This window comes from Massilibacillus massiliensis, assembly GCF_900086705.1.
GTDB lineage: Bacteria > Bacillota > Negativicutes > FLKF01 > FLKF01 > Massilibacillus > Massilibacillus massiliensis.
In genome coordinates, this window is sequence record NZ_LT575483.1 from 589,440 (window position 1) to 604,477 (window position 15,038).

Genomic DNA, 15,038 nt, shown 5'->3' on the forward strand with positions numbered 1-15,038 from the left:
CCTTTTTAATTCACAGTAATAACAAAAAAATAGCTAAATATCGCCAGAAAAATTTCCAAATTAGAATTTTTCTACCATATTTAGCCATAATTTTTCTATCATCAGCGTCTACATATGTACCGTAGCACTTGCTGCTGTTAGTAAATCATTCTGCGGTACTTTTGATTTGACGCCTTCTTGCATTGTACTCGAAATAGATGCCAATTGAATCGCCTCATCCAAAGTTTCGATTCCGATCACTTCGATGCCATAGTTTTCATATAACATTTGCATATTTGCTTTAGGAATCAACACCTTTTGCGCACCAGCCTGCTTAGCAGCGCTAATTTTAGCACATACACCGCCAACAGGATGAATAAGCCCGCGAATAGAGATTTCACCTGTCATTGCAATTGTATTATTAATTGGGATTTTATGAATCGCCGAATAAATTGCTATGGCTATGCTCACACCAGCGGATGGTCCATCTACAGGTCCAGCACTTGGGAAATTAACATGAATATTATAGTTTTTAAATTGAATCCCATATTGATTTGCCAAAACCGTTATTACATTTTCAACCGACTCTTTTGCCATACTTTTTCGATGGATCGTGTGCCCCGGTGAAGCAATCTCTTCTTCTTCAACAACCCCTGTAACGACCAAGGTTCCATTACCAAATTGATTTTCCACAGCGCACGCTTCTACTTCCATCACTGCACCTAAATTTGCACCATATACGGCAAGTCCATTGACAAAACCGATCTGTGGTTTAGAGGCAATTTTTTTATCACATCTTGGATTATACTGTCCAAAATTTACAACCCATTCTACATCAGCTGCTCTGACAACTTTAGAGCTTTCATTGATCGCTGCGCCTGTTGCAATCTGAACAATATTCACAGCGTCACGCCCATTCATGGCATACTTTTCAATGACTTCAATCGCACTCTCCTCAAAATCCGAAGCAATTTTCTGGAAAGCATTGCGAGCAATTACCCCGACTTCGTCTGGCAGTAGTTGCCTGAAAAAGATTTCTACGCATCTAGATCGAATTGCTGCTGGAATCTCTTGCGGAAGCCTGGTCGTTGCCGCAACAAGACGAAAATCTGCGGGTAATCCATTTTGAAAGATATCATGGATATAATTTGGGATATTGGTATCTTCACTGTTATAGTAGGAACTTTCTAAAAATACTTTACGATCTTCTAATACTTTTAGCAGCTTATTCATCTGAATCGAATGCAATTCACCAATCTCATCGATAAATAAAATTCCACCATGTGCCTTTGTAACTGCGCCTGCTTTCGGTTGTGGTACACCAGCTATACCTAATGCACCAGCTCCCTGATAAATTGGATCATGCACTGTACCAATCAGTGGATCTGCAATGCCTCGCTCATCAAATCTAGCTGTTGTAGCATCCAACTCAATGAACTTAGCATCTCTGGCAAACGGAGATGTGGTATAACATTTAGCTTCTTCTAACACCAGTCTAGCCGCCGCCGTTTTTCCAACACCTGGTGGTCCGTAAATAATCACATGCTGTGGATTTGCTCCGCAAAGCGCTGCACGCAGTGCTTTAATTCCCTCATCTTGTCCGATAATTTCGTAAAAATGACTGGGTCTAGTTTTTTCTGATAATGGTTCAGTTAGAGAAATATCACGCAATTTCTGTAATTTATCCATTTCTTTTTTTGCTTCACGGTGAATAGCAGTCTTATTTCCTTGCTGTGATTTAAGTAATGAAAAGAAATATAGCCCTATTACAATTACAAAAAATAATTGAATAAAAGTAATTGCATTCATTGCATAATCCAACGAAAAAAACCTCCTTTTCAATCAATTTACTATTGTTACATTTTTTATTATTGACGAAGAAGTTTTTTTTATCCTGAGAAAAATTTACTAAAAAAACTGGAAGGCTTACGCCTTCCAGTTTATGCAGATGCTTCTTTTTTATTTTTTGATTTTGTCGTTGTTAAACGAGGCTCTTCGCTATTTAAAATAACTTCTTTTGTGACTGTACATTTTGTTACATCAGTTCTCGATGGAACCTCGTACATAACATTACACATCACAGACTCGATAATAGATCGAAGCCCACGTGCACCGGTATTACGCTTTAACGCTTCCTTAGCAATTGCTTTCAGCGCATCTTCCTCAAAATCAAGTTTTACATTATCCATTTCAAGGAATTTTTGATACTGTTTCACAAGTGCATTCTTTGGTTTCAGCAAAATGCTAACAAGTGCATCTTCATCTAATGCATCTAAAGTAACGACGACTGGCAAACGCCCAACGAATTCAGGGATCAGTCCTATTTTAAGCAGATCGCCCGGAAGCACTGCTTTTAGAACTTCGCCAATCTTCTTTTCTTCTTTACTTTTTATTTCTGCACCAAATCCTAATGTCTTCTTGCCGGTACGCGCACTAATAATCTTTTCAATGCCATCAAACGCACCACCACAAATAAATAGTATATTGGTGGTATCAATTTGAATAAACTCTTGATGCGGGTGTTTGCGTCCTCCCTGCGGCGGAACACTTGCAACCGTTCCTTCTAATATCTTAAGCAGGGCTTGCTGAACACCTTCACCAGAAACATCTCTGGTAATAGAAGGATTTTCTGATTTACGTGCAATTTTATCGATCTCATCAATATAGATAATCCCTTTTTCAGCACGTTCTACATCATAATCAGCCGCTTGAATTAGCTTAAGCAAAATATTTTCAACGTCTTCTCCAACATACCCGGCTTCAGTTAACGAAGTCGCATCAGCAATTGCAAAAGGTACGTTTAAAATCTTTGCTAAAGTTTGTGCAAGTAATGTTTTACCACTGCCCGTAGGTCCAAGCATCAAAATATTAGATTTCTGTAAATCTACATCATCCATTTTAGTGCCTAGATTAATACGTTTATAATGATTGTAAACAGCTACTGCCAAACTCTTTTTCGCGGCATCTTGGCCAATGACATATTGATCTAATATATCCTTTATTTCCTTCGGTTTGGGAACTTCCTTTAGTTCGACTTCGACATCACCACTAAATTCTTCCTCAATAATTTCGTTGCAAAGCTCTATGCATTCATCACAAATATAAACCCCAGGACCTGCAACTAGTTTTTTTACCTGTTCTTGTAACTTACCACAAAACGAACATTTTAGTTGACCTTTTTCATCCCCAAACTTTAACATGCTATCACCTCTCTATTTAGGGCTATCAGTCTTAAGAATCGGACGAGTAATAACCTCGTCAATAAGACCATACTCTTTAGCTTGCTCACTGGACATGAAGTAATCGCGTTCCGTATCGGCCTGCACCTTTTCACGAGGCTGACCCGTATGTTTCATCAAAATATCATTTCCAATTTCACGCAAACGAAGTATTTCTTTTGCTTGAATTTGAATATCCGTAGATTGTCCCTGTGCTCCGCCTAATGGCTGGTGAATCATAATTCTTGCATACGGAAGCGCATAACGTTTTCCTTTTGCACCAGCTGTTAAAAGAAGCGATCCCATGCTTGCCGCCTGCCCCAGGCAAATAGTGGAAACATCTGGTTTTATATACTGCATCGTATCATAAATAGCGAGACCAGCTGTTACTACACCGCCAGGACTATTGACATATAAATGTATATCCTTATCCGGGTCCTCTGATTCCAAAAATAATAATTGTGCAATTACAACATTTGCGACATTATCATCAATCGGACCACCAATAAATACAATACGATCTTTTAATAAACGAGAGTAGATATCATAAGCACGTTCTCCGCGATTCGATTGTTCTACTACCATAGGTACATAATTCATAAACTCACCCCGGTTATAAAATTAACCACAATGACTATTCAGCAATACTATCAACGATAAGTTTAGCAGCTTTTTTACGTTGAATTGTTGCTACTAAATCGCCAATGCGACCTTGTTCTTGAATAATTTTTTGTACTTGCAATGCTGTAGCACCATAAGATTTTGCCATTAGCTCAATCTCAGCTTGAATATCAACAGCTTCTACTTTGATTTCTTCCGCTTTTGCAACTGCTTCAAGCATTAAATCTGTTTTTACATTCACTGCAGCTGCTTCACGATAATTTTCACGAAGTTTAGCCATATCAAGTTTAGCGTATTCCAAATATTGTTCCAATTTAAGCCCTTGATTTTGCAAACTGATGCTTAATTCCTCAATCATATGACCAATACGATTTTCAATCATAATTTCCGGAATATCTACAGTTGCATTATCACTTGCTAATTTAATTGCTGCACCGCGCATATCATTTTCAGCTTTTTGTTTTGCACTTGTTTCTAATTTATTCTTGATATCAGCTTTTAATTCATCAACTGTATTAAATGAACTTGTGTCTTTTACAAATTGATCATTTAATTCTGGAAGTTCCTTACGTTTTACATCATTTACTTTCACTTTGAACAATGCGACTTTACCTGCAAGATTTGGCGCATGATATTCTTCTGGGAAAGTTACATTTACATCGCGTTCTTCACCAGCTTTTGCACCAATCAATTGCTCTTCAAATCCTGGAATAAAGCTTCCAGAACCGATTTGTAACGGATAACCTTTACCCTCGCCGCCTTCAAATGCTTCGCCATCAACGAAACCTTCAAAATCAATTACTGCAAAATCACCATTTTGGATTTCAGCACCTTCAGCTACTACCATTTTAGCTGCATTTTCTAACATTCTATTTACTTGCGCTTCAATTTGTTCTTCTGTAACTTCTGCAACATTTTCTTCTACTTTTAACCCTTTATATTCACCAAGCGTAATTTCTGGCTTTGCTGTAATGGTCGCCTTAAATACTAAATCTTTGTCTTCGGCTAAAACGACAACATCAATTTTAGGATTGCCTACTGGTTCAACCTTTTGTTCAGTAAGTGCTTCACTATAGGCTTTCGGAGCGACAATATCAAATGCTTCATCTAAAATTGCCTGTATACCAACACGCCCCTCTATAATTTTACGCGGCGCTTTCCCTTTACGGAAACCAGGAATATTTATCTTATTAGCAAGTTTAGTGTAAGCCCTGTCGATTGCCTTACTAACCTCAGCTTGTGGTACTTCAATCTCTAAAATAACTTGATGATTGTCTATTCTTTCCGCAGTAACTTTCATTTATACTGTGACCTCCCGTTTTTTCATACAATTAATTTAATTTTGTGGCTTACCAGTAAACTTCTTTTAAAATGCCTAAATATAACAAAAAGCCTAATACGCCATACAATGCATAATACCATAATTATCATTTAAAAACAAGTATTCCACGTAGCGTATATCAATATAAAAGTATACAAAAAAAACCTAGCAAAACCTGCTAGGTAAAATTATCATGGAGCGGAAAACGAGATTCGAACTCGCGACCCCCGCCTTGGCAAGGCGATGCTCTACCACTGAGCTATTTCCGCATTTATAAACAACACAATTATTATACCCTACATCAGCACAATTCGTCAATAATTTTATTAGAACACTACGCAAAAATATAAACAATTCTATCTCCCTTTTCATACAATGCACTTTTTCGCAAGAAATTGCATAGAATAATTACTATTATACCATCTATTTCTATTTGGTATACAAGGAGGTTGTCTTTTTGTATTACAAACTTCACGATCACTGCAAAATAGTGAATGGTGCCAAACGCAGTGCAATCTATAATTTAAGAGATGGAAAAGTATATTCGATCAACCAAAGTGCGAAAAATCTATTGACAGACTTAGATACCGCAGAACTTTTAACAAATGATACAGTAAATCTGGAGTTAAAAAAATTCTATGATGAACTTACGCAAAAAAATTTAGGCAGTCTTTATTTTTCACCACTACCCAAAACCAGAACAAGTGAATTTCCTACTCCTCCAATCACCTTGGATTTCGCCTGGCTTGAAATTAACTCTCGCTGTAACAATCGCTGCCTGCATTGCTACACCAGCAGCACTAGCGAACCAACTAGCGATGCAGTACTTCCCTTGTCACGATGGCTTACAGTCGTTCATGAACTTCATGATGCAGGCTGTAGCGCATTGCAACTTATTGGCGGTGAACCGCTTCTTTATCCATATTGGCGTGATATTATCTTAAAAGCAGAAGAAGAAAAGTTTGACCTTATCGAAATATTTACCAATGCAACTTGTATTGATGATGAAATGATTGATTTTTTTCTAGAACATCATTTACACATAGCAACAACGATTTATGCTGACAATTCTGAAGTCCATGATACCATCACCCAAAATAAAGGTAGTTTCGATAAAACAATGGCGGCAATACAAAAAATTCTCGCAAAAAAAATTCCGCTCCGCATCGCTTCTATTATTATGAAACCAAATGAAGATGAAGCAGAAAATATTATGGAACTATGCAAAACACTAGGCGTAGAAGTAACTCCACCGGACGTGATCCGTCCAACCGGACGCGGAGATAACGAAGAACTCCTTCCACTCCATTATCAAAAACCTAAAATCAAACCACCATTTTTCACAAATGAAATCGAATTTCACAACGCTAGTATCTTTCACCCTTGTCTCGCTGGTAAAATCGCCATTACCGAAACAGGCGATGTATTACCGTGTATTTTCGCACGTCAAATTCATTACGGTAATATTGCCAATGTTTCATTGCAAGAAATTTTACAAAATAAACAACTACTGACATGCTGGCATACGACGAAAGATCAGATTCATAAATGTAAAGATTGCGAATATCGTTATGCGTGTGCTGACTGTAGGCCATTAGCACAAAGCAATGATGAGCAGAATGATTGGTACGCAGAACCAAAGAATTGCAGTTACAATCCATATACAGGAATATGGCAATCCTAGCGACAAACTTCCCTACCCCTCGTACCTTACGCTCGCGATACGCTACATCCAGTACATCTATGTATTTCTCGAAAATACGACGTATTTGCCCATTTTCCCGTAAAATTAGCCTTTTTAATATCATGAAAAAATGTGATATAATGTAAAAAGAATCTTTGTAAAATTTACTAAATCAAAAAAGGAGTGTGGGGCTTACATTGGACACCCCGTCAGTGAGTCTAGAGATCACGATCATAGCTATACTAATTATCATAAATGGACTTTTGGTAATGACTGAAATGTCCGTTATTGAATCTCGCAAAAATAAATTAGAAAAATTAGCGGATACCGGTAACACTGGAGCGAAATTCGCTTTGAACATCATCGAAGAACCGACGCGTGTATTATCTTCTACACAAATTGGAATCACGCTGATCGGCATACTAATCGGAACATTGGCTGGAGAAAAACTAGCACCTGCTTTAGGTAGTTATTTTGAAAAAATCCCTTACGCCGCACCTTATGCAGACATAACTGCGTTGCTGCTCATTGTTGCAGTCATTACCTATATCACGCTAGTTATTGGAGAATTAATTCCTAAAAAAATTGCGACTTATAACCCAGAACCAATTCTGAGTAAACTTGCCAAGCCACTGCGTTACTTAGAAAAGATAACACAGCCGCTGGTTTCTTTCCTGTCGTTTTCTACGAATTTTACTTTATCACTCATCGGTATCAACTCGAAAAAAGAAACTACCATCACCGAGGATGAAATTCGCACCCTGATCGAACAAGGTACGGAAGAAGGTACATTTGAAAAAACTGAACAAGATATGGTAGATAAAATCTTTCGGCTAAGTGATCAGAAAGCGAGTGCTTTAATGACACCGCGAACTCAAATGATTTGGCTTGATTTAGAAGAATCATTAGAACAAAATTTAACAATCATTAATGAAAATCCTGATACAACATTCCCTGTCGCTAAAGACAGTTTAGATGAGTTTGTCGGCATTCTTCATACCAAAGACTTATTAAAACGATCTCTCGCAGGTGAGTCTATCAACCTGGAAAAATGCATTCATACTCCAATGTTTATCCCTAAATCCATGCCATCATTTAAAGTTCTTGAAAACTTTCAAGAAACTGGTACACATGAAGCCATTGTGCTTGATGAATTCGGTGGTGTGGTTGGTTTTATCACCATGAAAGATATTGTTTCTGAAGTCTTAGGTGATATTTCGGCAAATCAAGATCCCGAACCAATACAAATTATTAAACGAGATGAAACGTCTTGGTTAATTGATGGTCTTTTACCAATTGACGAATTTAAAGATCATTTTGATTTGGATGAACTACCCGATGAAGATCGCGATCAATACCAAACAATGGGTGGATTTATCACCTCTTATTTAGACTACATTCCAGTTGCCAGTGAACATTTCATATGGAATGGGTTTAAATTTGAAGTTGTTGACATGGATCGTGTTCGTGTTGATAAAATATTGGTAACAAAGTTACCATCCGAAGAAAATATTGCGTCCTAAAATATTAAAATAGGCTGCTTGCAAACGTGCAAGCAGCCTATTTATTTATGTTGCATACCTATTTAAATAAACATCACCAAAACAACCGAAACCATACCAGCTACCCCGACAGCAATTCCTGCTAAAGCAGCTTCTGTTTCACCAAGTTCTACCGCCTTCGCGCTACCTAATGCATGACTTGCCGTACCAATCGCAATTCCTGCGGCTACGCTATTATTAATACGAAAAATTTTAATTAACGATGGAATCAAGATACTTCCTAAGATTCCTGTCATAATCACCGCAGCTACCGTCAATGCCGGAATACCGCCAAGTGTATTCGATATCTCTATTGCAATCGGTGTCGTAGTTGATTTTGGCAGCATCGACATCGCGATTTGATCGCTGATCCCTGCTAACTTACAAAGAATATAAATACTTGACATGCTAACAATAGAACCTACTACTGTACCAATCGCAATTGGTACGATATTTTTTTTAATCGTCTTTCTTTGATTGTACATCGGAATCGCCAGCATAATAGTTGCCGGGCATAATAACATATTAATAATCGAACCGCCTTTATTAAAGGTCTCTAAAGAAATATGAAATGTTTGTAAAACTGCAATAATCAGTACAATTGCAATAAATAGCGGATTCAGGACTTGGATTTTAGTTTTCCGATGAATATATAAGCCAATCTGATAAGCTGTAATACATAAAGCAATCATCGTAATCGGATTATCAAATATTTCTATCATTTTTATCATTCTTTCTCATTTTGTTTTGTAAAACAATTGCATATTTGACAGACAAACCCGTAATCGCAAATGTTATCAAGGTTGTAACGAATACAATCAATGCAAATTGAATCAAAATATTTTCAATCAACTGATACTTACCTAAAATAGATACCCCCGCAGCAATAAAGAAAAATCCCATATTTTTTAAGAAGAAATTTGATATTTCTTCAATATGTTTTATTTTGATAATCTTCGTTAAAAGTAAAATAAGTAAAATGACGATGCCTATAATACTTACCGGCACTGGAAATGCAATATTTCTAGCCAATACATCAGAAGCAGTTACAAGTAAAAATACAATTCCTATTTGAAGTAATATATTCATATAAATGCACCCCCTTTTAAATTACTGTAATGATGTAAATGATAGTCCTGAAATAATGTAATGTCAATACACAATTGATCATTATAGACATATTTCATCAATATTCCACACCACTATAATGAAAAAGAGAGATTCTTGTAATTTCCACATTCTTACATGTATGTAGGATTTAAAACTGCCCATTTTTCTAAACTGATAAAGATGAGCAGTACCATAATTTCGCAAATTTCATTGCCTGCTCCTAAAGTATCACCCGTCATCCCACCAATTTGTGCAAGAATCATTTTTTTATAACTAAAAATAAGCGCCAAATTACATCCCATTACCATAAAAAAAATACGTAAACTTTTATCTCCAGCACCGAAATATAAAATAAGCCAAACCATAAAACTACAAACTAAAAATGTAAGAAAAATATTTTTTATTGTTACACGATTAATAAAAAGACTGCCTAACCCCTTATTCGATCTTGCGTAGGGCGAATGCATTAAAATCGTTATCATTGTACGTGAAATCAACGGTGCCAAGACAAGAGCCAGCATCACGTAGCCGCCACTCATCTGCGCTAAGCAAACTGCCCGTATCATAAAATCAAAAACAATCGCACACGCACCATTGGTGCCTATGCGACTATCCTTCATGATCTCCAAAACCCGCTCCTTATTTCGTCCAGAAAAAATGCCATCACAAGTATCCGCAAGCCCATCTACATGAAAAGCACCTGTTAGACAAGTATTGCATAAAATAACCATAATCGCGGCAACTTGACTGGGAAGTAGCCATAGGAAGAAACTATAACAAACTACATTTATACAACCAATTATGACTCCAACAACCGGTAAATATAAAATCGCCTCACCAAAAACTGTTTCATCTATATCCATCCGCTTATCAATTGGTATTCGAGTAAAAAACTGTAACATCAATAATAATTTCATCGACCTTCACCTGTAATTTTATAATGCTTCTAATTTATTTCCAATGATTTTATGATCAAACTCCGACAGCTTACTTACATGCCAAACTGCATGCAGCATCGTCCTCAACATCACAACCATGAAAACTGCACCTGTCCCTTCTCCCAACGCCATATCCGCACGAATCGGTACATCCTTGTATTCTATATTTCCTAGAGATAAGGCATATTCCATGCCTGGCTCTCTCGATATATGCGAAGGAATGGCATAGGCTTGCACACTCTTATCCATATTTACAGCACAAGCATAGGCCACTGCCGTGATAAATCCATCGATCACAAACGGAACTTTTTGCTTTGCACATGCTAACATCCCAGCATAAATTGCTACAAGATCAAATCCACCTACACAGCGTAAAATATCTTCTACCGTTTGCATTTTAAAACGATGCAGTTCTACGCCAACGCGAACTACCTCGCGTTTACGTTTTATCACCTCAGGATTTTGTTGATTTGCTCCATAACCGACAATAAATTCCGGCTGAATATCCGTCAAAGCGTGTAAAACCGCAGAAGAAGTCGTTGTATTACCAATTCCCATTTCTCCAAAAGAAATTAGATTATATCCTTCCTCGGCGGCCTGTTTTACCATATCTTCTCCGGCCTGAAAAGCCTTTAGAAATTCTTGACGATCCATTGCTTCTGTCTTCAAAAAATTTTTAGTGCCCATTCGCGCTTTATAATTGACGCCTACAGCTTCTAATTGATTCACGCCTACATCAATGACCTTATATGGAATCTGATTGCTTTTGCAAAAGCAACTAATCGTTGCGCAGCCATCTATCATATTTTTTGCCTGTAAATACGTAATTTCGGGCGATTGTTTCACCACAGCTTCCTCCGTTACGCCATTATCTGCCGCAAAAATAAGATGAAAAGGCCTTACTTCCTGATAAAAAACGCCCCACCCCAAAAAGACTTTTTTCATATATTTTTCTAATAGCCCTAAACTATTATGTGGTTTTGCCATATGATCAATTACAGCATTGACCTGCTGTGAAAAATCCATCTCAGTGCCCCCTTACATTAAAATGAAACGTTTATAGTTTCAATTCAACACCACTTTTTTTCTCTCTCATCAAAATTTCGACTAAATTTACAATCTGCGCACCAGCCTCCACTGCCGGTATTCCGTTTTTATGGATATTAGACACAATCGTTCTTTGAGATTCCGGCTTTGTTGTACTAGATTCATAAGCCATATAGGCACTCATACTCTCGCCCGTTGCTAGTCCCGGTCTTTCTCCAACCAATAGAATCGTTACCTTGACATTTAAAGCTTCACTGATTTTATCCATAGTGGCAACCCTGCTGTATTTTACAAAAATCGGTGTTCCTACACGATATCCTTTAGCGCGCAAGCCATCTACAAGCATAGGATACATATCAATTAAATTAGCATTAATTGCACAAGAACTCAGTCCATCCGCTGCAATAATTTGCACATCCGGATCATGCAGACAATTTTCTCTAATCCGATTTATTGTTGCTTTAGAAAACACTCTTCCCAAATCGGGTCTTCTGATATATTCTTCTTTATCCTTCACCAAAGTTTGTACCTTTAAAAATTGAAAGTGATCTATCAATTTTTCATCCACGTTGGACCAAACCGCATCCATAGCAATTGCATGGTCTGCTCTAAATCTTAATAAAGTTTCTGTTTTAAAACGACTTCCAGCCCTGCCTACACAGATTCTTGCATTGGTTGTCTTTTTTAAACGAATACAGCTTTCTTTATCCTTGGGATTCTCGATGGTAACCCTGCCCGTATAGTCAATTTCTGAAATATCTTTTAACATTTCATTCATTCGATTTTCACTCCTAAACTGTAAAAATGGAAGGATCTCCAGCTCTTTCTGTAAGTTTTCCATTCTGCAAGATCCCCAATTCTTCCATTCTCTGATTAAATTTCTTGATTGGTTTTTTGCCGCTGATTTCTCGCAACGCAGCAACATCATGATAGCTGGTCGTCTGGTACATCAGCATAACATCATCACCACCGGGAATTCCCATGATATAGCTGCAATCCGCAGCGTTAAGCATCAAAGCTAGATTCTCCAAATCATTTTGATCAGCTTTCATATGATTGGTATAACACACATCCACTCCCATAGGCAGTCCAGTTAATTTTCCCATGAAATGATCCTCTAACCCCGCACGAATCATTTGACGACCATCATATAAATATTCCGGGCCAATAAAACCTACTACCGTATTCACTAAAAAAGGTTGATAACGCCTTGCCAATCCATAACACCTTGCCTCCATTGTCAATTGATCCGCTCCATGATGTCCATCAGAAGATAATGCAGACCCCTGACCTGTTTCAAAATACATAAAATTAGGTCCTCTAGAACTTTTCTTCTCCTGCATGAGTGCGTAAGCCTCATCCATAAGCTCTACTGTAATCCCAAAAGCGATATTTGCCACTTGTGAACCAGCTAAACTCTGAAACATCAAATCCATAGGAACACCTTTTCGTAAAACTTCCATTTGCGTCGTAACATGCGCTAATACACAGTTCTGTGTTGGAATATCCCATTTCACCATAAACTCTTTAAAACTATTTAAAACAGCAGAAATACTTTCTATACTGTCAATTGCAGGGTTTAGTCCTATAACAGCATCACCAATCCCATAGCTGATTCCCTCCATCGTCGATGCCATAATACCCGCTAAATCATCCGTTGCATGATTAGGCTGTAACCGCGCGGACAAAGTATCTTTTTCACCAATGGTCGTATTACAAGTAGCCAAATTATGCATCTTTTTTGCCGCATACACCAAATCCATATTGCTCATTAATTTCGTAACACCAGCTACCATTTCAGCGGTCAAGCCCTCTTGTACTGCAGTTATCTCATTTTCACTTGCTTTTAATATAAATTCTCTAAACTCACCTACCGTCATTGCTTTAACCTGTTGAAAAGCAGCCTGATTTATCCCATCTTGATTCGCTCTGGTAACTTCATCCATCTCATAGGGGACAACCGGATGATTTCGTAAATCTTCCAGCGTCAATTCCGATAATACAGCTTTCGCTGCTATTCTTTCTACGGTATCCTTTGCTGCAACCCCCGCTAAGACATCTCCCGATTTTTCTTCATTTGCCTTTGCCAAAACTTCCTTTATATCTTTGAATGTATAAGTTTTACCAAATAATCTAGTTTTTAAAATCACGCGATTCACCTACTCTTTTCTAAGCCTTAACTTTTAAATAGCAATGTTTTTATAACAACAGGAACAATGCCTGTAATAGATTGACCGATATCAACATAATCACCATTATCAACTTTAATTCGATCTATACAAATAATCCGCTTTTTTTCAAAAACTGCCTGACCAATCATCATGCCCAGCGCCTTTGCAAAATCGTATTCCACAATCACAATAATCGGGTGATGATTTTCTCGCAATCCCTGTACAATTGCCTGCGCCATCGCCTTAACTTCCAAATACGTTGGGGACTTGGGTCCGGAAAATGCGATTGCAACGGGAATATCTTCATACAACCTTACTTTCTTTTCAATCCTACTCTGCATATTTTCCATAGTTGTAAGTTTGATGATCGGAATATTTTTAAGCGGCAAAAGCGCTTGATCAAATACGATCGTACTGCCGCTGATTTTGACAGAATAACTTCCAGCACCGATCACTGTAGCTCTTATTTTTTCTTTAGGCTCTAATAACTTATTTGGCTGCCTAGAAAAAACTTTTCGAATCGAATATCCCAGTAAAGGGCCAATATCACCAAAGCGAATGACTTCTTCCATACTGCAAATTTCAATATCATGATATATAAATTCTGCTACACCGCCCGAAAACATGATAAATTTTGCTGGAATTCCTTTATGCCGATGAAAAATAAAAAATTGTTCCAACGCTTTAGACAATTTTTTATTTTCATTGGTTTGCAGAAACATTTCTGCAAAAACATCGGTTAATTTCTTTAGCTCTACGAGTTCCGCTTTTCTTCCAACTGCTAAATTCAAATCTAATTGACGCACCAAATGACTTATCTTATCTGAAATATATTGAATTACACCTTGCGCATCAATTCGGATCAACCTGCCGCCAATATCCAACGCAAATGCATCCACCACTTCGCCATCCCAAAACACCGCGGCGTTCGTCGTTCCGCCTCCAATATCAAAATTAATAACATATTCCGTGACTTTTTTTGATGCGTCACCAGCACCTGCTCCATATCCTGCTAAAATAGCTTCTAAATCAGGGCCAGCGGTCGCTACAACAAAGTCACCAGCAAAATCAGATAAAGCGTTTAGCACTTCTCGTGCATTATCTTTACGTGCAGTTTCACCTGTAATGATAATGGCGCCTATCGATATTTTCTGTTTTTCTATCTGCGCCCGTTCATATTCACATCGAATAATATCTTGTAAATCTTTTAAATTGATCTTACAACTTGATAATAACGGCGTGAAATAAATCTTACTTTTATAAACTATATTTTTATCCACAATTTTTACTTCTGGAATCGTTGAAGTAACTGCACTTTCTATCACAATTTCACTAAAAATCACCTGAGTCGTCGTAGTTCCAATATCGATTCCAACACTCAACATTTGATTTTTCATTTCTTATTCCT

13 protein-coding genes and 1 tRNA gene are annotated in these 15,038 nt (G+C 37.5%); 2 read left to right on the forward strand and 12 right to left on the reverse strand.

Features of this window, described 5'->3' with window-relative positions; all coding sequences use genetic code 11:
- Positions 1-108 precede the first annotated feature (108 nt).
- The 5 genes from lonB to BN6559_RS03205 form a co-directional block, all read right to left on the reverse strand.
- Complete coding sequence (gene lonB / locus BN6559_RS03185; RefSeq protein WP_199883706.1) at positions 109-1,800, reverse strand: ATP-dependent protease LonB; 1,692 nt, start codon at positions 1,798-1,800, stop codon at positions 109-111.
- Positions 1,801-1,919: 119 nt separating this feature from the next.
- Positions 1,920-3,179 carry an ATP-dependent Clp protease ATP-binding subunit ClpX gene (gene clpX, locus BN6559_RS03190; protein ID WP_110953402.1) on the reverse strand — a complete coding sequence of 420 codons (1,260 nt, stop codon included), beginning with the start codon at positions 3,177-3,179 and terminating at the stop codon, positions 1,920-1,922.
- Between the two features lie 12 nt (positions 3,180-3,191).
- Positions 3,192-3,797: an ATP-dependent Clp endopeptidase proteolytic subunit ClpP gene (clpP, locus tag BN6559_RS03195; protein ID WP_110953403.1), complete on the reverse strand. Its 606-nt coding sequence runs from the start codon at positions 3,795-3,797 to the stop codon at positions 3,192-3,194.
- Between the two features lie 34 nt (positions 3,798-3,831).
- A complete protein-coding gene (gene tig, locus BN6559_RS03200) occupies positions 3,832-5,118 on the reverse strand; it encodes a trigger factor (RefSeq protein ID WP_110953404.1) in 1,287 nt (428 codons plus the stop codon).
- Between the two features lie 215 nt (positions 5,119-5,333).
- Positions 5,334-5,408 (reverse strand) — tRNA-Gly (locus BN6559_RS03205).
- A gap of 188 nt (positions 5,409-5,596) precedes the next feature.
- On the opposite strand from BN6559_RS03205, the gene BN6559_RS03210 reads away from it, so the two are divergent.
- Both BN6559_RS03210 and BN6559_RS03215 read left to right on the forward strand, forming a co-directional pair.
- Positions 5,597-6,823 (forward strand): radical SAM/SPASM domain-containing protein, encoded by a 1,227-nt coding sequence (locus BN6559_RS03210; protein WP_110953405.1) that lies wholly within the window; start codon positions 5,597-5,599, stop codon positions 6,821-6,823.
- 197 nt (positions 6,824-7,020) lie between these two features.
- Entirely contained in the window at positions 7,021-8,346 is a 1,326-nt protein-coding gene (locus BN6559_RS03215) for a hemolysin family protein (protein WP_199883707.1), read from the forward strand.
- A gap of 62 nt (positions 8,347-8,408) precedes the next feature.
- On the opposite strand, the gene BN6559_RS03220 is transcribed toward BN6559_RS03215, so the two are convergent.
- The 7 genes from BN6559_RS03220 to BN6559_RS03250 all read right to left on the reverse strand — a co-directional run bounded on the left by BN6559_RS03220 (position 8,409) and on the right by BN6559_RS03250 (position 15,027).
- Positions 8,409-9,095, reverse strand: coding sequence for an LrgB family protein (locus BN6559_RS03220; RefSeq protein ID WP_199883708.1), 687 nt, complete (start codon positions 9,093-9,095; stop codon positions 8,409-8,411).
- Positions 9,070-9,453: a CidA/LrgA family protein gene (locus BN6559_RS03225; protein ID WP_110953407.1), complete on the reverse strand. Its 384-nt coding sequence runs from the start codon at positions 9,451-9,453 to the stop codon at positions 9,070-9,072. Before BN6559_RS03225 ends, BN6559_RS03220 begins: the two co-directional genes overlap by 26 nt.
- A 152-nt stretch (positions 9,454-9,605) precedes the next feature.
- The gene (gene cobS, locus BN6559_RS03230; protein WP_110953408.1) at positions 9,606-10,391 is read right to left on the reverse strand and encodes an adenosylcobinamide-GDP ribazoletransferase; all 786 of its coding nucleotides are present in this window, start codon (positions 10,389-10,391) and stop codon (positions 9,606-9,608) included.
- Between the two features lie 18 nt (positions 10,392-10,409).
- Positions 10,410-11,438 carry a nicotinate-nucleotide--dimethylbenzimidazole phosphoribosyltransferase gene (locus BN6559_RS03235; protein WP_110953409.1) on the reverse strand — a complete coding sequence of 343 codons (1,029 nt, stop codon included), beginning with the start codon at positions 11,436-11,438 and terminating at the stop codon, positions 10,410-10,412.
- Positions 11,439-11,469: 31 nt separating this feature from the next.
- Complete coding sequence (gene eutC / locus BN6559_RS03240; protein ID WP_110953410.1) at positions 11,470-12,237, reverse strand: ethanolamine ammonia-lyase subunit EutC; 768 nt, start codon at positions 12,235-12,237, stop codon at positions 11,470-11,472.
- A 13-nt stretch (positions 12,238-12,250) separates the two neighbouring features.
- Positions 12,251-13,609, reverse strand: a complete 1,359-nt coding sequence (locus BN6559_RS03245) for an ethanolamine ammonia-lyase subunit EutB (protein WP_110953411.1) — start codon at positions 13,607-13,609, stop codon at positions 12,251-12,253.
- 26 nt (positions 13,610-13,635) lie between these two features.
- Complete coding sequence (locus tag BN6559_RS03250) at positions 13,636-15,027, reverse strand: ethanolamine ammonia-lyase reactivating factor EutA (RefSeq protein ID WP_110953412.1); 1,392 nt, start codon at positions 15,025-15,027, stop codon at positions 13,636-13,638.
- Positions 15,028-15,038: the final 11 nt, after the last annotated feature.